This is a genomic window from Scandinavium sp. M-37, assembly GCF_043558715.1.
Classification (GTDB): domain Bacteria; phylum Pseudomonadota; class Gammaproteobacteria; order Enterobacterales; family Enterobacteriaceae; genus Scandinavium; species Scandinavium vulneris_A.
Genome location: NZ_JBIGIN010000008.1, coordinates 71,085 through 91,891, shown reverse-complemented (window position 1 = coordinate 91,891; position 20,807 = coordinate 71,085). Strand labels below are relative to the sequence as shown.

19 protein-coding genes are annotated in these 20,807 nt (G+C 56.0%); 14 read left to right on the top strand and 5 right to left on the bottom strand.

The features are described from left to right. Positions 1-84: 84 nt before the first annotated feature. Positions 85-2,274, bottom strand: coding sequence for a ferric-rhodotorulic acid/ferric-coprogen receptor FhuE (gene fhuE / locus ACG0Z5_RS08490; protein ID WP_394446508.1), 2,190 nt, complete (start codon positions 2,272-2,274; stop codon positions 85-87). A gap of 300 nt (positions 2,275-2,574) precedes the next feature. On the opposite strand from fhuE, the gene hinT reads away from it, so the two are divergent. From hinT to ACG0Z5_RS08450, 8 genes are all read left to right on the top strand, one after another. Beyond that, positions 2,575-2,931 (top strand): purine nucleoside phosphoramidase, encoded by a 357-nt coding sequence (gene hinT, locus ACG0Z5_RS08485; protein ID WP_319629977.1) that lies wholly within the window; start codon positions 2,575-2,577, stop codon positions 2,929-2,931. 4 nt (positions 2,932-2,935) lie between these two features. Further along, positions 2,936-3,310, top strand: coding sequence for a YcfL family protein (locus ACG0Z5_RS08480; RefSeq protein WP_394446507.1), 375 nt, complete (start codon positions 2,936-2,938; stop codon positions 3,308-3,310). Positions 3,311-3,332: 22 nt separating this feature from the next. Continuing rightward, positions 3,333-3,956, top strand: a complete 624-nt coding sequence (gene lpoB / locus ACG0Z5_RS08475) for a penicillin-binding protein activator LpoB (protein WP_394446546.1) — start codon at positions 3,333-3,335, stop codon at positions 3,954-3,956. Further along, positions 3,937-4,785 (top strand): thiamine kinase, encoded by an 849-nt coding sequence (thiK, locus tag ACG0Z5_RS08470; protein WP_394446506.1) that lies wholly within the window; start codon positions 3,937-3,939, stop codon positions 4,783-4,785. Before lpoB ends, thiK begins: the two co-directional genes overlap by 20 nt. After that, positions 4,773-5,798, top strand: a complete 1,026-nt coding sequence (nagZ, locus tag ACG0Z5_RS08465) for a beta-N-acetylhexosaminidase (RefSeq protein WP_394446505.1) — start codon at positions 4,773-4,775, stop codon at positions 5,796-5,798. The genes thiK and nagZ overlap by 13 nt, the downstream gene beginning before the upstream one ends. 37 nt (positions 5,799-5,835) lie before the next feature. Further along, positions 5,836-6,378 (top strand): alpha/beta hydrolase YcfP, encoded by a 543-nt coding sequence (gene ycfP / locus ACG0Z5_RS08460; RefSeq protein ID WP_394446504.1) that lies wholly within the window; start codon positions 5,836-5,838, stop codon positions 6,376-6,378. A gap of 237 nt (positions 6,379-6,615) precedes the next feature. Continuing rightward, entirely contained in the window at positions 6,616-7,920 is a 1,305-nt protein-coding gene (locus tag ACG0Z5_RS08455; protein WP_319629982.1) for an NAD(P)/FAD-dependent oxidoreductase, read from the top strand. Between the two features lie 163 nt (positions 7,921-8,083). Then, positions 8,084-8,623, top strand: coding sequence for a glycine zipper 2TM domain-containing protein (locus tag ACG0Z5_RS08450; RefSeq protein WP_319629983.1), 540 nt, complete (start codon positions 8,084-8,086; stop codon positions 8,621-8,623). Positions 8,624-8,703: 80 nt separating this feature from the next. Here ACG0Z5_RS08450 and ACG0Z5_RS08445 read toward each other — a convergent pair whose 3' ends face one another. After that, positions 8,704-9,339 carry a TetR/AcrR family transcriptional regulator gene (locus ACG0Z5_RS08445; protein ID WP_394446503.1) on the bottom strand — a complete coding sequence of 212 codons (636 nt, stop codon included), beginning with the start codon at positions 9,337-9,339 and terminating at the stop codon, positions 8,704-8,706. Positions 9,340-9,584: 245 nt separating this feature from the next. Here ACG0Z5_RS08445 and bhsA point away from each other — a divergent pair, with 245 nt between their 5' ends. Next, positions 9,585-9,842, top strand: a complete 258-nt coding sequence (bhsA, locus tag ACG0Z5_RS08440; RefSeq protein WP_394446502.1) for a multiple stress resistance protein BhsA — start codon at positions 9,585-9,587, stop codon at positions 9,840-9,842. A gap of 84 nt (positions 9,843-9,926) precedes the next feature. Here the strand turns inward: bhsA and ACG0Z5_RS08435 are convergent, their stop codons facing one another. From ACG0Z5_RS08435 to ACG0Z5_RS08425, 3 genes are all read right to left on the bottom strand, one after another. Next, entirely contained in the window at positions 9,927-10,901 is a 975-nt protein-coding gene (locus ACG0Z5_RS08435; RefSeq protein WP_394446501.1) for a L,D-transpeptidase family protein, read from the bottom strand. Positions 10,902-11,047: 146 nt separating this feature from the next. Then, entirely contained in the window at positions 11,048-14,497 is a 3,450-nt protein-coding gene (gene mfd / locus ACG0Z5_RS08430; RefSeq protein WP_394446500.1) for a transcription-repair coupling factor, read from the bottom strand. 111 nt (positions 14,498-14,608) lie between these two features. Beyond that, positions 14,609-15,673 (bottom strand): acyltransferase family protein, encoded by a 1,065-nt coding sequence (locus ACG0Z5_RS08425; protein ID WP_394446499.1) that lies wholly within the window; start codon positions 15,671-15,673, stop codon positions 14,609-14,611. 194 nt (positions 15,674-15,867) lie between these two features. Here ACG0Z5_RS08425 and lolC point away from each other — a divergent pair, with 194 nt between their 5' ends. Genes lolC through cobB form a run of 5 tightly spaced genes read left to right on the top strand, consistent with a single transcriptional unit; the run spans position 15,868 to position 20,807 of the window. Further along, a complete protein-coding gene (gene lolC, locus ACG0Z5_RS08420; protein WP_394446498.1) occupies positions 15,868-17,067 on the top strand; it encodes a lipoprotein-releasing ABC transporter permease subunit LolC in 1,200 nt (399 codons plus the stop codon). Next, a complete protein-coding gene (gene lolD, locus ACG0Z5_RS08415) occupies positions 17,060-17,761 on the top strand; it encodes a lipoprotein-releasing ABC transporter ATP-binding protein LolD (protein ID WP_319629990.1) in 702 nt (233 codons plus the stop codon). Before lolC ends, lolD begins: the two co-directional genes overlap by 8 nt. Then, positions 17,762-19,006 (top strand): lipoprotein-releasing ABC transporter permease subunit LolE, encoded by a 1,245-nt coding sequence (gene lolE, locus ACG0Z5_RS08410; protein ID WP_394446497.1) that lies wholly within the window; start codon positions 17,762-17,764, stop codon positions 19,004-19,006. Positions 19,007-19,060: 54 nt separating this feature from the next. Continuing rightward, positions 19,061-19,972 (top strand): N-acetylglucosamine kinase, encoded by a 912-nt coding sequence (gene nagK, locus ACG0Z5_RS08405; RefSeq protein WP_394446496.1) that lies wholly within the window; start codon positions 19,061-19,063, stop codon positions 19,970-19,972. Between the two features lie 13 nt (positions 19,973-19,985). Further along, on the top strand, positions 19,986-20,807 hold the full coding sequence (cobB, locus tag ACG0Z5_RS08400; protein ID WP_394446495.1) for a Sir2 family NAD+-dependent deacetylase: 822 nt from the start codon (positions 19,986-19,988) through the stop codon (positions 20,805-20,807).

Here is a 20,807-nt window from a genome sequence, read left to right as displayed (position 1 = left end):
GCAGCCGATTGGCTGCCTTTTTTAATGTCATTTTACGGTGATAAACCGACGGCCCGTGCAAACGAAACGCCGCCGGGCGTGGGTTTAGAAATCGTAGCTGGCAGATACCGAGAAATTCAACGGTGCCCCATACACGAGATAAGACCCGACGTAGTCGTAATACTCTTTGTCGAACAGGTTGTTCACGTTCGCCTGCAGGGCAAAGTTTTTCGTAACCTGGTAGCGACTGAACAGATTGACCAGCCCGTAGCTGCCCTGGTCGACGTAGTCGCGACCGTTTGGCCCGCCGCTGACATCAGTCCAGGTTTTATTCTGCCAGTTCACACCCCCGCCCACTGCCAGTTCCGGTAGCATGGGCAACTGATAACGGGTGAACAGTTTCAGGGTGATGCGTGGCTGATCGGAACTTACCGCCTTACCGTCTTTATCTTCTGCCACGTAGCGTGTCGCGCCGAAGGTCAGCTGCCAGTTGTCGGTCAACGCGCCATTCAGCTCAAACTCTACGCCTTTACTGACTACGCCATCCAGCGATTCATAGACTGACTCACCGCTGGGCAGGTAGGTATAGGTGTTGTTCGCTACATTATCCTGTTCGATGCGGAACACCGCCAGCGACGTCGTCAGACGGGTATTAAACCAGTCGGCTTTCACCCCGGCTTCGTAGCTCTTGCCGGTGGTCGGATCAAGATACCGTCCATTGGCGTCGCGCTTGTCCTGCGGCTGGAAGATGTTGGTGTAGCTGGCGTATGCCGACCAGTCTTCGTTGATGTCATACACCAAACCTGCGTACGGGGTAACGTCGTCTTTGGTGCTTTCCAGACGCGTATCCGGTGCGCCCGCCGGGTTGTACTTGATGTTGTAGTTGGTGTAACGCGCACCGAGGATCAGATGCAGCGGATCGGCCAGTGAGAAACGCGCAGAGGTGTAGGCTGATGACTGATTAATGTCGTCTTTGCTGTAGAGCTTCCACGCGGTCCATTGCGGGTCGGGAATATTGCTTTTCCAGTTTTTGAAACTGCCAATATCGACCATGCCATACAGGGCATCCGGCATCGAGTTATCGTAATGGTTACGCTGATGGCTGAGGCTACCGCCGACCATCATCTCATGCTGACGACCGAACAGCTCAAAGCCGCCGCGCAGGAACGCATCGACTGCATCCTGTTTACGCTCGCCGCGGTTCCAGCCACCGTAGCCAACCATCCCGTTGCCGGTTTCTTTATCCGGATAGCCCGACATGTACATCAGTTTGGTATCGAAGTTAGTTTCCGCGTGCATACCATTAACATGTGCTTCCCAGCCGTTATCAAAGCGCTGGGTAAAGTTGGCGAACACTTTAGTGCTGTCTTTATCGGAGTAGGCCCAGTCAGGTGCCACGGTATCGCTGCGGTTGTAATGGGTTTTACTGCCGTCGGCGTACCACGTCGGCAGGCCGCCCCAGGTTGGGTCTTCGGTGTTACTTTCCTGATATTCATAGCCGAGTGACAGGGTGGTGCTGTCGGTGAGGTCGGCATCAACCACGCCGTAGAGGAATTTTTTACGGTAGTGATAGTTATCCACCCACGAATCGTTGTCCTGATAGCCCGCAATCACGCGCCCACGCACCTTACCGGATTCCACCAACGGAGCCTGTAAATCGAGAACATAGCGCTGTTTGTCCCAGCTGCCGTAGCTCACAGAGGCGTTGCCCTGAAACTCACGGCTGTCAGCGTGTTTACGCACCATGTTGACGTAGGCGGCCGGGTTGCCGGTGCCACTCATCAGGCCGGTGGCCCCACGAACCACTTCGATGCGGTCATAGATGGCGGTATCCGTGGCGGTATCACCGAAGTTCCATACTTCACTGATGGACGTCGGCAGATCGTCATAGGCATAGTTGCTGACGAAGAAACCCCGAGAATAAAACACGGTGCGGTCGCTGTCCTGCACCTGGGCCGTTACGCCGGTGGTATTGGTTAACACCTGGCCGATGGTTTGCAGGTTCTGATCCTGCATACGCTGCTGGCTAATGACGCTTACCGACTGCGGAATATCACGAGGAACCAACAGTAATTTTGTGCCGGTCGTGGTGGTTTTAACGCTGTAATCCTTGTCCTGTGCGTTATCTGTCGCGTTATCGACGGAGCCCTCAACGACCACGGTTTCTTCGTTAAGAGGAGTGTTCGCTGCATGAACGGCCCCCGGCAGTAAGGCGAAAGCAATACAGGCTGCGAGACGTGACGGCGAGGCGGGCAGTCTGTGCTGCTTGTCCCTGGAGTCAAAAGTGAAAGACATCGGTCAAACCCTTATATTGGTTGTTGTTATATGCGCGGTGTTATTGCATGAAAATGCAAATGCGAAATATACGCATTCACGTTATCTCTGTAAACGGATGTAAGCCAGTATTTGAAACTTTGTTTTAATCCCTGAGGCAGGTCGATATAACGAAGGAGTGGTTAAGCATTCAGCGCAAAATTAATATTGGAAAACAAAAGTAGGGGATCAGGTTGAAAGAAAGAGACTAACTCGCTCATACTCTTACGCTATTAGATGAAGACTCTATACCGCACGGTAATCTATAAAAAGGAACAAGCCATGGCAGAAGAAACGATTTTCAGCAAAATTATTCGTCGTGAAATCCCAGCGGATATTGTCTATCAGGACGAGCTGGTGACTGCTTTTCGTGATATCTCGCCTCAGGCACCAAGCCACATTCTCATTATCCCGAATATCCTTATCCCGACGGTGAACGACGTGACGGCGGCACATGAGCAGGCGTTAGGCCGCATGATGACCGTGGCGGCAAAAATTGCTGAAGCCGAAGGCATTGCGGAAGAGGGCTATCGCCTGATCGTTAACTGTAATCGCCACGGCGGCCAGGAGGTTTATCATATTCATATGCACCTGCTGGGTGGTCGTCCGCTGGGCCCAATGCTCGCGCATAAAGGATAAACACATGAAAGGTGGCCGAATTGCCGCACTGCTTACGGGCATGTTGCTGGTGGGTTGTGGATCGCATCCGGAGATTCCGGTAGGCGAGCAGCAAACGTTGGTCATGGAGGCCAATGTGTTGGCGGCTGGGATCAGCGCTGAAAATCCGCAACTCACGACCTCTGAAATACAGGCGACGGCCTCGTCGCAGCTCTATAACGAGCGCACAACGCCGGTCACCGTTCACTATCGTTTCTACTGGTATGACGCCAGAGGACTGGAAATGCATCCGCTGGAGGCACCGCGAACGGTGACCGTTCCGGCACAGTCTTCGGTCACGCTTTACGGCGGCGCAAACAGCCTGGGTGCGCATAAAGTCCGGCTTTATCTTTATCTTTGAGGGGTAAAAAGTAATGAGTAAACTGAGTCGCTATGCGTTTATCGCGGCGGTGGCACTGTTCCTGTCCGGGTGTGTGAGTCAACGTGATAAACCCGCGCCGGTAGAAGAAGCGAAACCGACGCCAGAACAACCGCAAACGCCGCCGCCGACCACGGTGCCGGTGGTGCCCACCATTCCAACGCAGCCTGGCCCGATTACTCCACAGCCAGAACAGCCAGCGCCACGCGTTCGTCACTATGACTGGAACGGTGCCGCCCAGCCGCTGGTTGGGAAAATGCTGCAGGCCGATGGTGTCACGGCGGGCAGCGTCCTGATGGTCGACAGCGTTAATAACCGGACCAACGGTTCGCTGAACACCGCTGAGGCGACCACCGCACTGGTCAATGCGCTGCAAGGCAACAACAAGTTCACCCTGGTGTCGGCACAGCAGCTGGCGGTGGCCAAACAGCAGCTGGGACTTTCCCCGCAGGACAGCCTGGGCTCGCGTAATAAAGCGATGGGCCTGGCGCGCACCGTCGGCGCTCAGTACGTGCTGTATTCCAACGCGACGGGTAACGTGAACACCCCGACGCTCTCCATGCAGCTGATGATGGTCCAGTCGGGCGAGATCCTCTGGTCAGGTAAAGGTGCGGTTGCGCAACAGTAAGCTATCGCGTGACGAATGCCTGTCACGCTATTTTCCCGGCTATCACCCTTTGGTTCGCTCCGCTACGGCGGGGCTGAGCGGAGGAAGCTGCATTATCGAACGTCAGGGGCAGCGGATTGTCCTGCGTAAGCATCACGATCCGTCGGCCCCTGATTTTCATTTCTTACGCCAGCATCGCGCCCTGCACGCGCTTCCTTCCTCGCTGGCTCCTGCGCCGTTGGGTTATTTTCCCGGCTGGATGGCGGTGGCTTATCTCGATGGTGAGACGCGCCCGACATTACCGGATGCCCACGCGACCGCGACCTTGCTGTATCATCTGCATCGGCAAAAACGCTTTGGTTGGCGGGTGGCTTTATTCCCCTTGCTCGAACGCTACTGGCAGTTCAGTAGCCCGCAGCGCCGCACGCCGCTCTGGCTACGTTCGCTCAAGCGTTTGCGCAGTCAGGGTGAACCACAGCCGCTGCGTCTGGCACCGTTGCATATGGATGTCCACGCGGGCAACATTATCCACACCCCAGACGGAATGAAGCTGATTGACTGGGAATATGCCGCCGATGGCGATATCGCCCTCGAACTGGCGGCGGTGTGGACGGAAACCACCGCGCAGCGAACCGCGTTGATTGCCGCCTACGCTCAGGCGGCACATCTGGATAACGCCATCCTCACGCAGCAGGTTAAACGCTGGCAGCCGTGGATTCAGCTGCTGATGACCACCTGGTATGAATATCGCTGGCAGCAGACCGGCGACCAACAATTTATTGCGCTGGCGAATGAAGGCTGGCGCACGTTAACGCATAAAGGAAAGGAGAGGTCACTGTGGGCCCAGTAATGTTAGACGTTGAAGGGTATGAGTTGGATGCAGAAGAACGGGAAATTCTGGCGCATCCGCTGGTAGGTGGACTTATCCTGTTCACCCGTAACTACCACGATCCGGCGCAGTTGCGTGAACTGGTTCGCCAGATTCGCGCGGCCTCGAAAAATCATCTGGTTGTCGCGGTGGATCAGGAAGGCGGCCGCGTTCAGCGTTTCCGCGAAGGGTTCACGCGTTTGCCTGCCGCGCAGTCATTTGCTGAATTGTTAGGGCTGGAGCAGGGCGGTGAACTGGCGAAAGCCGCGGGGTGGCTGATGGCGTCAGAAATGATTGCGATGGACATTGATATCAGCTTCGCGCCAGTCCTGGACGTCGGGCACATCAGCGCTGCGATTGGCGAGCGCTCCTACCATGCTGACCCGCATAAAGCGCTGGCAATGGCGCGTCAATTCATTGACGGCATGCATGACGCCGGGATGAAAACCACCGGTAAACACTTCCCGGGCCACGGGGCCGTAACCGCCGATTCGCATAAAGAAACACCACAGGACCCGCGGGCAGAGGCCGAGATCCGCGCCAAAGACATGGCGGTATTCCAGACGTTGATTACCGAGAACCGGCTCGATGCCATCATGCCTGCGCATGTGATTTACAGCGAAGTGGACCCGCGTCCGGCCAGCGGTTCTCCGCATTGGCTGAAAACCGTGCTGCGCGGTGAGCTGGGCTTTGACGGAGTGATTTTCTCTGACGATTTGTCCATGGAAGGCGCGGCTGTCATGGGGAGCTACGCGGAACGCGGTCAGGCATCGCTGGACGCAGGTTGCGATATGATCCTGGTCTGCAATAATCGTAAGGGCGCGGTCAGCGTGTTGGATAACCTGTCGCCGATCAAAGCAGAGCGTGTTACGAAATTGTATCATAAAGGTTCATTTACCCGTCAGGAGCTGATGGATTCCGCTCGGTGGAAGACGGTCAGCGCGCAGCTGAATGACCTGCACGAACGCTGGCAGGCCCATAAAGCCGCTCATTAACCTCCCGAAACGGGATTGGCAGTGTTGTGAGGATGGAATGATTATTTATTTGCACGGTTTCGACTCGAACAGTCCGGGAAATCACGAAAAGGTGCTGCAGTTGCAGTTCATCGATCCGGATGTCCGTCTGATTAGCTACAGCACGCTTCACCCGAAGCATGATATGCAGCATTTACTCAAAGAAGTGGACAAAATGCTGCAGCTCAGTGCTGACGATCGCCCGCTGATTTGCGGGGTAGGCCTCGGTGGCTACTGGGCCGAGCGGATCGGTTTCCTGTGCGATATCCGCCAGGTCATTTTCAACCCGAATTTGTTCCCAAATGAGAACATGGAAGGCAAAATTGACCGGCCGGAAGAGTACGCCGATATCGGCACGAAATGCGTGAGCAATTTCCGTGAGAAGAACCGCGATCGCTGTCTGGTGATCCTCTCCCGTGAGGACGAAGCGCTCAACAGCCAGCGCTCGGCTGAGCTGATGCATCATTACTACGAAATTATCTGGGATGAGGTGCAGACGCATAAGTTCAAGAACATCTCTCCCCATTTACAGCGTATCAAAGCCTTCAAAACCCTCGGCTAAACCCGCTCTGCGCCTGGTGAATACCCGCTCATCAGGCGCGCACTCCCGCCCATATTGGCTACACTTGCTCAACGATTAAGCTGTAAAACTTGATTCATATCAATTTTGGTATGACCAATGCACCTCGCGTGATATTCTTCACACTCTTGTCAGGATTTAGGTCTCTAACTTGTTGTTAATTAAAGGCTATTTTTATAACTTTTAATTAACAATTGGTTAATAATTTAGGGGGTCACGTTGACTACGCCATTGAAAAAGATTGTGATTGTGGGTGGTGGTGCCGGCGGGCTGGAGTTGGCTACTCAACTGGGTAGAAAGCTTGGCCGTGGCAAAAAAGCAAAAATTACGTTGGTAGACCGAAACCATAGCCACCTGTGGAAACCGCTGCTGCACGAAGTGGCAACCGGTTCGCTGGACGAAGGTGTGGACGCGCTGAGCTATCTGGCGCACGCCCGTAACCATCACTTCCAGTTCCAGCTGGGATCGGTGGTCGATATCAACCGTGAAACCAAAACGCTGACGCTCGCAGAACTGCGCGACGAGAAGGGCGAGCTGCTGGTGCCTGAGCGCAAGCTGGCGTATGACACGCTGGTGATGGCGCTGGGCAGCACCTCTAACGATTTCAACACCCCGGGCGTGAAGGAAAACTGCATTTTCCTCGACAACCCGCATCAGGCGCGCCGTTTCCATCAGGAAATGCTCAACCTGTTCCTGAAGCACTCCAGTAATCTGGGTGCTAATGGCAAGGTAAACATCGCCATCGTCGGCGGTGGGGCGACCGGCGTAGAACTGTCGGCTGAACTGCATAACGCAGTGAAACAGCTGCACAGCTACGGCTACAAAGGCCTGACTAATGACGCGCTGAACGTCACGCTGGTGGAAGCGGGCGAACGTATTCTGCCTGCGCTGCCGCCGCGTATTTCCAGCGCTGCGCACAGCGAGCTCACCAAAATGGGCGTCCGCGTTCTGACGCAGACAATGGTCACCAGCGCCGATGCAGGCGGCCTGCACACCAAAGATGGCGAATACATCAATGCCGATCTGATGGTGTGGGCGGCGGGTATCAAGGCGCCAGACTTCATGAAAGACATCGGCGGCCTGGAGACCAACCGCATCAACCAACTGGTGGTTGAGCCGACGCTGCAAACTACCCGCGATGCGGATATCTACGCCATCGGCGACTGTGCTTCGTGCGCGCGTCCGGAAGGTGGTTTCGTGCCACCGCGTGCGCAGGCTGCGCACCAGATGGCAAGCCTGGCGTTGAGCAATATTCTGGCGCAGATCAAAGGCAAACCGCTGAAAGCGTATACCTATAAAGATCACGGTTCGCTGGTATCACTGTCGAACTATTCGACGGTCGGCAGCCTGATGGGTAACCTGATGCGCGGCTCAATGATGGTTGAAGGGCGCATCGCACGCTTTGTCTACATCTCGCTGTACCGTATGCACCAGATTGCACTGCACGGCTACTTCAAAACCGGCCTGATGATGCTGGTGGGCAGTATCAACCGGGTGATTCGCCCGCGTCTTAAACTGCACTAAGTTCTAAAACGCCCGGCGGCGCTGCGCTTGCCGGGCTTGTTCAGACTTCTCCGAAACCCGCGTTTTTCCCCTTCATAACCCCTTTTTTTGATCCTAATTCCTATATCCACGTTTCCTCTTAGGTAGCAAAATTGTTACCAACAGCAACAAAGGAGGAACTCCCGTGAATAAATCTATGTTGGCGGGTATAGGGATTGGCGTAGCTGCTGCGCTGGGCGTGGCGGCGGTTGCCAGTCTGAATGTGTTTGACCGTGGCCCGCAATACGCGCAGGTCATTTCAGCCACCCCGATTAAAGAAAGTGTGAAAACGCCGCGTCAGGAATGCCGTAACGTTGCCGTGACCCATCGTCGTCCGGTTCAGGACGAAAACCGCATTGCCGGTTCGGTACTGGGTGCCGTAGCGGGTGGGGTTATTGGTCACCAGTTTGGTGGGGGACGTGGAAAAGATGTTGCCACAGTCGCAGGCGCGCTGGGTGGCGGTTACGCCGGGAACCAGATCCAGGGTTCAATGCAAAATAACGATACCTACACCACGACGCAGCAGCGCTGCAAAACGGTATATGATAAGTCTGACAAAATGTTGGGCTACGACGTGACCTACAAAATTGGCGATCAGCAGGGGAAAATCCGTATGGATAAAGATCCTGGCTCTCAGATCCCACTGGACAACAACGGTCAGCTGGTTCTGAATAACAAAGCCTAAAAAAAGCAGTACTCTACGCTAGAATTGGCCCCTCAAACGCTCAGGCTGAGGGGCTTTTTTTATGATTACGATAAAGGCTCTCAGATTTTCAGCATCTGTGGCCACAGCCGTAGGGTGGTGTCGGTAATTTGCAGTAGCGTCTCGAGGCTGGCCCCTTCGCGAGCGCTGATCGACATCCCTTGCAGAATACAGCTCAGGAATTGTGCCAGCTCACCAATGCATTTGTCCGCCGGTATTTCACCCCGCACCTGACGCTGGGTCAGAAACTCACACAGCGTTTTTTCCTGCATCGCATGGCGCGACTTGATTGTGCGCGCAATCTCTTTCGACGATGCTGCAAGTGTCGCGGACGTATTAATCATAAAGCAGCCCGCCGGGGTCTCTTTACTGGTGAAGCAGGTTGCGACCGCGCGGAAATAGTCGCGCAGTGCGTCTTCTACCGATTTCTCTTCGCAAAAAAGCTGGGCTTCGTGCTTATCGGCAAAACGTGAAATGTAACGGTCAAGAACGGCCCGGAACAGCCCCTCTTTATTCACAAATTCTGCGTACAGCGTCGGGGCTTTCGCACCGGTTGCTTCGACTAAATCCGCGAGCGATGTCGCTTCATAGCCGTGCTGCCAGAAGAGTGTCATGGCCTTATCAAGCGCCACGTCCCTGTCGAACACTTTGGGTCGGCCACGGCTTTTTTTTGCGCAACTTACGACTTCAGTTGTCATGGCGCCGTAGTACCTCTGTGGTTGTGTTAAGCCTTCATTATAAAAACAAACGCCCGGCATAACCAGTGCCGAATCTCGTAAAATAAAATAATCCTATAGTTATGAAAAATAAGGGATAAATAAATTAAATAATAATCGTTATAAAAAGAATTTGACGTGTGACCTGGATCACATTATTCTTTACCTATCGATCGTTAAGTTAATCATAACGACCTAACAAATTCATCTGCATAGGTATAATAATCATGAAAAGCATCAAAACCCTGGTCGTTGCCGCCGTTCTGAGTTCTCTGTCATTCGCAAGCTTTGCTGCGGTTGAAGTCCAGTCCACCCCAGTCGATCAGCAGAAAGTGGGTGTGATTTCCGCCAGCGCCGGGACTAACCTGGGTTCTCTTGAAGATCAGCTGGCACAGCAGGCCGACGCCATGGGCGCAAAATCATTCCGCATTACCTCTGTTACGGGTCCTAACACCCTCCACGGGACCGCAGTAATCTATAAATAAGGCCCGCCTTATTTAATCCTCGGCAATGCCACTGCCAAAAAAAACACCGCGACATTTGTCGCGGTGTTTTTTTTCGTTATGAGATTAGAACGATTGTTGATTCAGCGTCTGCGGCGCGTCGTGATGGGTGACATCTACCGGCATACCGGAGCGCACCTCCATCACATGCTCCATGACTTGTGCATCCGTCTGTGGCGACTTTTTGAAGGCTTCCATGCTGGCATTCAGGGCAATCGGCAGCACTTTTGGGTCATCATCAATATGCTTCGACAGCGGCTGGTGAACTTCCACCAGATGCACGCCGCCTGGCTCGACTGACGCTTTAATCGGCGTATTGATAATATTCACTTTGGTGCCCGGGGTGACCTGTTTGAACAAGGTTTCGATATCGCCATCGCGCAGGCGAATACAGCCCGAGCTGACGCGCATCCCGATGCCAAAATCGGCGTTGGTGCCGTGCAGCAAGTACACGCCGCCGTAGGCCGAAAGACGAATCGCATGATGACCCATCGGGTTATCCGGCCCGGCTGGAACTACCGCTGGCAAATCCACTCCCATGGCTTTATAACGCGCACGAATATTGGCGGTTGGCGTCCAGGTTGGGTTCGCACGTTTGTCGGATACGGTGGTCACCATCGTTGGGGTGAGGGTGGTGCCGCCAAGTTGACCGATACCTATCGGGTAAATGGTCACGCTGTTTTTACCCGGCGGATAGTAGTAGAGACGCAGTTCCGCCAGGTTAATCACCATGCCTTCACGCGGGGCATCCGGGAGCAGGGTTTGCAGCGGAATGGTCAGCACGCTGCCCGCGCGAGGCACGTACGGGTCCACGCCGGGATTGGCCTGCAGTAACGCCAGGAATCCCACGTTATATTTTTTAGCGATAGCCTCCAGCGATCCGCCGTTGTTTTCCACGACGTGAAAGCGGTTTTCACCCACCAGACGACTGCCTGTGGGCGGAAGGGGCCAGGTATTAGCGCGAACGGGAAGCGCCATTGTGACGGTCGCGACGACGGCCAGCAGGCCGAGCAGACGCATAAAACGCGATTGAATCATCATCACAGCACATCCATAACGGTGATTGAGCAGGGAAAACCCTCATTATGGCGTCAGGTCGTGTCTGGATGTTTCAATGGTTTGCAAAGAGTGTGTAAATTATTGCAGGGAGAAGATGCCCGGCGACGATCGCCGCCGGGACAGGGGGATCAGGCGACAGCGTTCTCTTCCAACTGCTGCATAAAGTTGCGCACCCATTCCATACGTTCTTTACGCTCGGTTAGGTCCTGGAAAAATTTCAGCCGCGTCGGCCCATCAAGACGATAGTGCTGCGGCTGTTTTTGCAGCAACCCAATCAGCCACGCCGGATTAACGTGGTTTTTCTCATTGAACTCAATCACGCCGCCTTTGTCGTTACCTTCCAGCTTACGAATGCCCAGCTTCTGCGCCTGCTGACGTAAACGCGCAATATCCAGCAGGTTACGCGCGGCATCCGGTAGCAGACCGAAACGGTCGATCAGTTCGACTTTCAGCTCGTCCAACGCCTGTTCACCTTTGGCGCTGGCGATGCGTTTATAGAACGACAGGCGGGTGTTCACATCCGGAATGAAATCGTCCGGCAGTAGGGAGGGCATTCGCAGTTCGACTTCGGTTTGCTGGCTGGTTAAATCTTCCAGCGACGGCTCACGCCCGGCTTTCAACGCATCGACGGCGTTTTCAAGCAGTTCCATATACAGCGAGAACCCGATGGTTTCCATCGAGCCACTCTGATCTTCGCCGAGCAGTTCACCCGCCCCACGGATCTCGAGATCGTGGGTGGCCAACGCAAAACCGGCCCCTAAATCTTCCAGCGATGCTATCGCCTCCAGACGTTTTTGTGCGTCGGTGGTCATCGCTTTCGGATGCGGCGTCAGCAGCCAGGCGTAGGCCTGATGATGCGAACGCCCCACGCGACCGCGCAGCTGGTGCAGCTGAGCGAGGCCAAAGTGATCGGCCCGTTCGATGATAATGGTGTTGGCGGTCGGAATGTCGATCCCGGTTTCGATAATGGTGGTACACACCAGCACATTGAAGCGCTGGTGGTGGAAATCGTTCATTACCCGTTCCAGCTCCCGCTCGCGCATCTGACCGTGACCGATGGCGACCCGCGCTTCCGGCACCAGCGCCGCCAGCCTGTCGGCCGCTTTCTGAATGTTTTCGACATCGTTGTACAGGTAGTAAACCTGCCCACCGCGCAACACTTCACGCAGAATAGCCTCCCGCACCACCAGTTCATCATACTGACGAACGAAGGTTTTCACCGCCAGACGGCGGGCAGGCGGGGTGGCGATAATCGACAGGTCGCGCATCCCGCTCATCGCCATGTTCAGCGTACGTGGGATTGGCGTGGCGGTCAGGGTCAGAATATCAACATCGGCGCGCATCGCTTTGATTCGCTCTTTGTGCCGCACGCCGAAGCGGTGTTCTTCATCGACGATCAGCAGGCCCAAATCTTTCCATTTCACATCGCTTTGCAGCAGTTTATGGGTGCCTATCAGAATGTCGATTTTACCTTCAGCGGCCTGTTCCAGAATTTGCGTCTGCTCTTTGCCGCTGCGAAAACGTGAGAGCATTTCGATTCGCACCGGCCAGTTGGCAAAGCGGTCGCGGAAGTTGTCGAAATGCTGCTGGGCGAGCAGGGTGGTCGGCACCAGGACCGCCACCTGCTTGTTGTTTTCCACCGCCAGGAAGGCGGCGCGCATCGCCACTTCGGTTTTACCAAAGCCCACGTCGCCACAGACCAGACGATCCATCGCCAGCGGCTGACACATATCGCTTAATACGGCGTTGATGGCCTGAGCCTGATCCGGCGTGGTTTCAAATGGGAAGGTATCGCAGAACATCTGATACTGTTCCCTGTCGTGTTTAAACGCATAGCCGGATTTGGCCGCACGCTGGGCGTAGATATCCAGCAGTTCGGCGGCCACGTCACGCACTTTTTCCGCTGCTTTTTGCCGCGCCCGCGCCCAGACGTCGCCGCCGAGTTTATGCAGTGGGGCGTTATCTTCTGCGCCACCCGCGTAGCGGCTGATCAGATGCAAAGAGGAAACCGGCACGTACAGTTTGGCATCGTTGGCGTAGGTGAGCATCAGATACTCACCGGTGATGCCGCCAGCCTCGAGTGTGGTCATCCCCGCATAACGGCCCACCCCATGCTCGAGATGAACAACTGGCTGACCGGGATGCAGTTCCGCGAGGTTACGGATCAGCGTATCCGGGTTGATGGTACGCCGCGAATCCTGACGACGACGCGCCACGCGCTCGCCCAGCAAATCGCTTTCGCAAATCAGCGCCCGGCTGCGCAGGGTGTCGATATAGCCGTGCTCGGCGGAGCCAATCATCAGATAGCGACCGTTGCCTTCACACTCATCCAGACGCTGGATGCGCTTCGGCGATAGCTTGATACGCGACAGCAACTCGCCCAGCGCCTCGCGACGGCCTTCACTTTCCACCGAGAAAATCACCGGGCCGTCGAAGGCCTCCAGGAAGCGGCGCAGGTTATCCAGCGGGGCTTTCTGCTGGGCCTGGACGGCGACGTCCGGCAGCTTCTGATAGCCGAGATTGACGTTTGCCGCTTTGCTGGCGAGCTGTTCGGTTTTCAGCTGGACGCGCGGCCATTTTTTCAGCTCGCTGAACAGTTCATCGGTGCGCAGCCACAGCGTTTCGGGTGGCAGCAGCGGACGCATCGGATCCACACCGCGGTTTTCGAAACGGGCCCGGGCATCGGCTTCAAAACGCTGGGCGCTGGCCTCCAGATCGCCAGTGTTGACCAGCAGGGTATTGGCCGGGAAATAACTGAACAACGGCGGGAGCGGCTCGCTGAAGAACAGCGGCTGCCAGTATTCGATCCCTGCCGGTAAAGTACCTTTGCTGACCTGTTGATAGATGTGCTCGGCGTCGCGCTTCACCTCAAACTGGTCTCGCCACTGGCTGCGGAACAGCTCGATGGCGGTTTTATCGGTCGGGAATTCGTGCGCCGGGAGCAGATTGATGGCCTCGACTTCCTCCAGCGTGCGCTGGGTGTCGGCATCAAACAGACGCAGGCTGTCAATTTCATCATCGAAGAAATCAAGACGATACGGGCGATCGCTGCCCATCGGGAACAAGTCCAGCAGCGCACCACGGGTGGCGTATTCCCCGTGCTCCATAACCTGATCGACGTGACGATACCCGGCGCTGTCGAGCTGTTCACGCAGGGTATCGCGAGACAGTCGCTGACCTTTTTTCATCACCAGCGCATGACCGTGCAGATAATTGTGCGGGCATACGCGCTGCATCAGAGTATTGACCGGAACGATCAGCACCCCGCGCTGCATGGTAGGGAGCTGATACAGGGTAGACAAGCGCGAGGAGATAATCTCCTGATGCGGGGAAAAACTGTCGTACGGCAGCGTTTCCCAGTCGGCGAGATTCATCACCAACTGGTCGGTGAACTGAGCGATTTCATCGTGCAGACGCAGGGCGTTTTGCATGTCCGGGGCGATAAGCACCACCGGACCGTGATGACGTTCGACAATCTGCGCAACTTCGGTTGCACAGGCGGCACCGGTTAACTCTCCCAGCAGACGCTGCTCGCCCGCTTTGGCCGGTAGGGCGTATCGTTGTTGTTCTTCAGGCATAGATAATGTCGGGGTTCCGTAAAGGTTTACCCCTAATTATGGGGGCAAACCGCCGCTCTTCAATGAACGTTATTATCCTCGATCGACCGACATTAGCAAATGACCGCGCGGTTATTGACGGTTGAGCGCCACCGAAGGCGGTGAAAAAAGAATATCCCCCGCCAGGCGCTGAGACAGGCTCCGCGCCAGCATTCCGGTTGCCACGCACAGCAGCAAACTGAAGAACGGATAGCACAACAAAATCGCCAGTTCGACCGACGGGGAGCGTGCCTGGGCGCTGAACCAGCCGATCAGCACCAGGCTGAAAATTTCCACCAGGATGCGATGGGTAGTGTAAATGGCGATGGTATTCGAACCCACCACGTTCAGTAGGGAGCGCTCAGACGGCGGGTAGCGACGGCCAACAGCGTAAAACAGTTTCATGATCACAAAAATCGACAGCAGCGACAGCAGTAGCGGCGTGCGGACAAACCATAGCCCGACGGCGAAGAACGCGACCCCGCCCAGTACCAGCCAGTGACGACGGATGTCGAAGGTCTTCATCCATGCCATCAGCGGCGTACCAAACCAGGCACCCAGCGCGTAATACACCACGTTACGCAGCACGCTGTTCATGCCCCACCATGGCGTCGGCACGAAATTAATCGCGATGCTGAGCAGCGCCAGCCCGGCAATCATCACCGTTTTGCCGCGTGAGGTCAGTTTGCACAGCACGAAATAGACAATCAGCGCGTACAGATACCACAGGCTGGTGCTGGCGGTGAGCATCGCCTGCACGAATTCGCCGAAGCTATCGGCATACGCCGCGTTCGCGCTGGTACTCACATCACGGTCGGGGGCCAGCCATTGCGTTATATGGCTCAATGCCTGCCACTGTAAAACGCCCCACAGCGCCAGCACCCACAGGATCGTTCCGACGCGTTTCCCCAGGCTGTCACGCCATGAAACGCCGTCGATATAGCGTTGGATCAGAAACCCGGAGATAAAAAAGAACACCGGCATACGGAAAGGGGCCAGATAGAGATTGAAGTAGACCCAGCACTTCGCAAGGGTTGGTGACCACGGGTGCTGGAAGGTGCTCAGGTGCGGGTAGAAGGTGATAACCGAGTGGTAAAACACCACCAGGCAGATACATAGCCCCTTGATTTGATTGATCCATAGTGCTTTTTCTTTCATGACGATCCACGTTTTTCATTGCCAGTAATAGGGGACCATCCTCAAGGGGTTTATTCGCAGAGTAATGGGTAACATTCTGTATTTGATTCATTTTCAGATAAAGATCAGGGTGTCGGTATCTGGTTTCGCGCATTTACGCTCAGGTCTTTCGCTTATATACTCGGGCTCTAGCTAACAGCAACCAGACGGATTACATGTACCAACCTGTCGCACTATTCATTGGCCTGCGTTACATGCGTGGGCGCGCAGCGGACCGCTTCGGTCGCTTTGTCTCCTGGCTGTCGACTATCGGCATTACGCTTGGCGTAATGGCGCTGGTGACCGTGTTATCGGTCATGAACGGTTTCGAGCGTGAGCTGCAAAACAACATTCTCGGGCTGATGCCGCAGGCGGTTCTCAGCGCAGCGCAGGGCTCCGTTAATCCACAGAAACTGCCGGAGAGTGAAGCCAAACTGAAGGGCGTGACGCGCGTTGCGCCACTGACTACCGGTGACGTCGTTATCCAGAGCCCACGCAGCGTGGCGGTCGGGGTGATGCTGGGCATCGATCCAAATCAAAACGATCCGTTGACGCCGTACCTGGTGAACGTCAAACAAACCGCACTGACGACCGGGCAATACAACGTCATTCTGGGCGAACAGCTGGCCGGGCAACTGGGCGTCAAACGTGGCGATCAGATCCGTATTATGGTGCCGTCTGCCAGTCAGTTCACCCCGATGGGGCGCGTGCCGAGCCAGCGCTTATTCAACGTTATCGGCACCTTTGCTGCCAATAGTGAAGTCGACGGTTACCAGATGCTGGTCAACATTCAGGATGCTTCGCGTCTGATGCGCTATCCGCTCGGGAACATCACCGGCTGGCGCTTGTGGCTGGATAAACCGCTGGAAGTCGATACCCTGAGCGCGCAGAAGCTACCGGAAGGCACCAAATGGCAGGACTGGCGTGAGCGTAAAGGCGAGCTGTTCCAGGCCGTGCGCATGGAAAAAAATATGATGGGGCTGTTGTTGAGCCTGATTGTCGCGGTGGCGGCATTTAACATTATTACCTCTCTGGGCCTGATGGTGATGGAGAAACAGGGCGAGGTGGCTATCCTGCAAACGCAGGGCCTGACGCCGCGTCAGATCATGGCGGTGTTTATGGTTCAGGGGGCCAGTGCCGGGGTGATTGGTGCGCTGCTCGGCGCGCTGCTTGGCCTGCTGCTCGCCAGCCAGTTAAATAATCTGATGCCGATTATCGGTGCGTTCGTCGATGGTGGCGCACTGCCAGTGGCCATAGAACCGCTGCAGGTGTTCGTCATTGCGCTGGTGGCGATGCTGCTGGCGCTGCTTTCTACGCTTTATCCTTCCTGGCGCGCTGCCGCCACCCAACCCGCTGAGGCTTTACGTTATGAATAAGATCCTGTTGCAATGCGACAACCTGTGCAAACGCTATCAGGAAGGCACTGTGCAGACCGACGTGCTGCACAACGTCAGTTTCAGCATCGGGGAAGGGGAGATGATGGCGATTGTCGGCAGCTCTGGCTCCGGTAAAAGTACCCTGTTGCACCTGCTCGGTGGCCTGGATACCCCGACTTCCGGCGACGTAATTTTCAGCGGTCAGCCGCTGTCGAAAATGTCGCTGGCGGCGAAAGCGGAGCTGCGTAACCGCGAGCTGGGCTTTATCTACCAGTTCCACCATCTGTTGCCGGATTTCACGGCTGAAGAGAACGTGGCGATGCCGCTGCTGATTGGCAAAAAGAAACCGGCTGAAATTCAGGAACGCGCCCGCGCGATGCTGGCGGCGGTCGGTCTCGATCATCGCCGCACACACCGTCCGTCTGAACTCTCCGGCGGTGAGCGTCAGCGCGTGGCGATTGCCCGGGCACTGGTCAACAATCCGCGTCTGGTAATGGCGGACGAACCGACGGGTAACCTCGATGCCCGCAACGCCGACAGCATTTTCCAGCTGCTGGGTGAACTGAATAAACAGCAGGGCACCGCGTTCCTGGTTGTGACCCACGATCTGCAGCTGGCGAAGCGTATGAGTCGCCAGCTGGAAATGCGTGACGGTCACCTGAACGCCGAACTGACCCTGATGGGAGCGCAGTAAATGGCGTCTCCGTTATCCTTGCTTATTGGCCTGCGCTTTAGCCGGGGCCGTCGTCGCGGCGGCATGGTATCGCTGATTTCGGTGATTTCTACCGTGGGTATTGCACTCGGTGTGGCGGTGTTGATCGTCGGTCTGAGCGCAATGAACGGCTTCGAGCGCGAACTCAACAACCGCATTCTGGCGGTGGTGCCGCACGGCGAAATCGAACCGGTTAACCAACCGTGGAATAACTGGAACGAGGCGCTGAATAAAGTCGAAAAAGTGAAAGGTATCGCCGCGGCGGCACCTTATATCAATTTCACCGGCCTTATCGAAAGCGGCAGCAACCTGCGCGCCATTCAGATCAAAGGCGTCGACCCGAAACAGGAAAGCGAGCTTAGCGCGCTGCCGAAATATGTGCAGAACAACGCATGGGCGGATTTTAAAGCGGGCGATCAGCAGATTATCCTCGGTAAAGGCGTGGCCGATGCGCTGAAGGTCAAGCAGGGGGATTGGGTCTCAATCATGATCCCGAACTCTGACAAAGAGCACCAGCTGTTACAGCCTAAGCGTGTGCGCCTGCACGTGACCGGTATTCTGCAGTTGAGCGGCCAGCTCGATCACAGCTTTGCGATGGTTCCGATGCCCGATGCCCAGCAGTATCTGGATATGGGCAGCAGCGTAACCGGGATTGCCGTCAAGGTTAACGACGTGTTTAACGCCAACAAACTGGTGCGCGACGCGGGCGAAGTGACCAACAGCTATGTCTACATCAAAAGCTGGATTGGCACCTACGGCTATATGTATCGCGATATCCAGATGATCCGCGCGATCATGTATCTGGCGATGATCCTGGTGATTGGCGTGGCCTGTTTCAACATCGTTTCCACCCTGGTGATGGCGGTGAAAGACAAGAGCAGCGACATTGCGGTGCTGCGTACGCTGGGGGCCAAAGATGGCCTGATCCGCGCGATTTTCGTCTGGTATGGTTTACTGGCCGGGCTGTTGGGCAGCCTGTGCGGCGTGGCGATTGGCGTGCTGTGCGCGCTGAATCTGACGTCGATCATCAACGGCATTGAAAAACTGATCGGCCATCAGTTCCTGTCCGGTGACATCTATTTTATCGACTTCCTGCCGTCTGAACTTCACTGGCTGGATGTCTTTTATGTGCTGGTCACGGCACTGCTGCTGAGCCTGTTGGCGAGCTGGTATCCTGCCCGTCGCGCCAGCCGAATTGATCCTGCAAGAGTGTTAAGTGGCCAGTAATTTCGCGTCATGACCCGGCGGCGTTGTCGCTCGGGTCAGTAAAGAGGAATTGCTATGTTCTACGGATTTGACATTGGCGGCAGCAAAATTGCCCTCGGGGTGTTTGACGGTGAGCGGCGTTTGCAGTGGGAAAAACGGACCGCGACGCCGCGCGACAGCTATGAATCATTCCTGCAAGCGGTCTGCGGGCTGGTGGCAGAAGCTGATGCGCATTTTGGCGTCAAAGGCAGCGTCGGGATTGGTATTCCGGGGATGCCCGAAACCGCCGATGGCACGCTGTATGCCGCCAACGTGCCAGCCGCCAGCGGTCAACGCTTGCGTCAGGATCTCAGTGCCCGTCTCGACCGCGACGTGCGTCTCGATAACGACGCCAACTGTTTTGCGCTTTCCGAAGCCTGGGATGACGAATTCACGCAATATCCACTGGTGATGGGACTAATCCTTGGCACCGGCGTGGGCGGCGGCTTGGTGCTAAACGGCAATTCGATAACCGGTCACAGTTATATTACCGGCGAGTTCGGGCATATTCGTCTGCCGGTGGATGCTCTTGAGGTGGTCGGGCGTGATTTCCCGCTCACCCGCTGTGGCTGCGGTCAGTTAGGCTGTATCGAGAACTATCTCTCCGGCCGTGGTTTTGCCTGGTTGTACGCGCATTACAACCAGCAGGCGCTTAGCTCACCGGAGATCGTTGCGCTCTGGGAGCAGGGCGATGCTAACGCCCGGGCACACGTCGAGCGCTATCTGGATTTGCTTGCGGTGTGTCTGGGCAATATTATGACCATCGTCGACCCCGATTTACTGGTGATTGGCGGTGGATTGTCTAACTTTACTGCGATAACAGACGGACTGGCGGCACGCCTGCCGCGCCATCTGTTGCCGGTGGCTCGCGTGCCTCGCATTGAACGCGCGCGCCACGGCGATGCCGGAGGAATGCGCGGTGCCGCGTTCCTGCATCTAACGGATTGATACAGGGGTTATTATGCAGTCGCGTCGCTTCCATCGACTCAGTCGTTTTCGTCTAACCAAACGTCGGCTGCACGATCGCCTGCGCCAGCGGGTATTCTTCAGAGACAGAGTGGTACCTGAAGAGATGGATAAACCCCGGGTTGTGGTGCTGACGGGGGCCGGGATCTCAGCGGAATCCGGCATCCGCACGTTCCGCGCGGCGGACGGTTTATGGGAAGAACATCGGGTAGAAGACGTGGCGACGCCAGAAGGTTTTGCCCGCGATCCCGCGCTGGTGCAGGCGTTTTACAACGCCCGTCGCCAGCAGCTTCAGCAGCCTGATATCCAGCCCAACGCGGCGCACCTGGCGCTCGCCCAGCTGGAAGAAGCACTGGGCGATCGTTTCCTGCTGGTGACGCAGAACATCGATAACCTGCATGAGCGCGCAGGCAACCAACGTGTGCTGCACATGCACGGTGAACTGCTCAAAGTGCGCTGTGCCTGGAGCGGGCAGGTGCTGGAGTGGACCGGAGATGTCACTCTCGACGACAAGTGCCACTGCTGTCAGTTCCCACAGCCGCTGCGCCCGCACGTGGTGTGGTTTGGCGAGATGCCGCTCGGCATGGATGAAATCTATGAAGCGCTGGCGATGGCCGATGTGTTTATCGCCATCGGCACTTCGGGCCATGTCTATCCGGCGGCCGGTTTCGTCCATGAGGCGAAACTGCAGGGCGCGCACACCGTCGAACTCAACCTCGAACCCAGCCAGGTTGGCAGCGAGTTTGAAGAAAAGCACTACGGCATGGCAAGCGTTGTGGTACCTGAGTTTGTCGAGAAACTGCTGAAAGGGCTTTAA

What these genes read in the sequence shown, in the direction of transcription:
- fhuE (WP_394446508.1), bottom strand. Translation starts at nt 2,274, where the DNA reads ATGTCTTTCACTTTTGACTCCAGGGACAAGCAGCACAGACTGCCCGCC.
- hinT (WP_319629977.1), top strand. Translation starts at nt 2,575, where the DNA reads ATGGCAGAAGAAACGATTTTCAGCAAAATTATTCGTCGTGAAATCCCA.
- ACG0Z5_RS08480 (WP_394446507.1), top strand. Translation starts at nt 2,936, where the DNA reads ATGAAAGGTGGCCGAATTGCCGCACTGCTTACGGGCATGTTGCTGGTG.
- ycfP (WP_394446504.1), top strand. Translation starts at nt 5,836, where the DNA reads ATGATTATTTATTTGCACGGTTTCGACTCGAACAGTCCGGGAAATCAC.
- ACG0Z5_RS08445 (WP_394446503.1), bottom strand. Translation starts at nt 9,339, where the DNA reads ATGACAACTGAAGTCGTAAGTTGCGCAAAAAAAAGCCGTGGCCGACCC.
- bhsA (WP_394446502.1), top strand. Translation starts at nt 9,585, where the DNA reads ATGAAAAGCATCAAAACCCTGGTCGTTGCCGCCGTTCTGAGTTCTCTG.
- ACG0Z5_RS08435 (WP_394446501.1), bottom strand. Translation starts at nt 10,901, where the DNA reads ATGATGATTCAATCGCGTTTTATGCGTCTGCTCGGCCTGCTGGCCGTC.
- mfd (WP_394446500.1), bottom strand. Translation starts at nt 14,497, where the DNA reads ATGCCTGAAGAACAACAACGATACGCCCTACCGGCCAAAGCGGGCGAG.
- ACG0Z5_RS08425 (WP_394446499.1), bottom strand. Translation starts at nt 15,673, where the DNA reads ATGAAAGAAAAAGCACTATGGATCAATCAAATCAAGGGGCTATGTATC.
- lolC (WP_394446498.1), top strand. Translation starts at nt 15,868, where the DNA reads ATGTACCAACCTGTCGCACTATTCATTGGCCTGCGTTACATGCGTGGG.
- lolD (WP_319629990.1), top strand. Translation starts at nt 17,060, where the DNA reads ATGAATAAGATCCTGTTGCAATGCGACAACCTGTGCAAACGCTATCAG.
- lolE (WP_394446497.1), top strand. Translation starts at nt 17,762, where the DNA reads ATGGCGTCTCCGTTATCCTTGCTTATTGGCCTGCGCTTTAGCCGGGGC.
- nagK (WP_394446496.1), top strand. Translation starts at nt 19,061, where the DNA reads ATGTTCTACGGATTTGACATTGGCGGCAGCAAAATTGCCCTCGGGGTG.
- cobB (WP_394446495.1), top strand. Translation starts at nt 19,986, where the DNA reads ATGCAGTCGCGTCGCTTCCATCGACTCAGTCGTTTTCGTCTAACCAAA.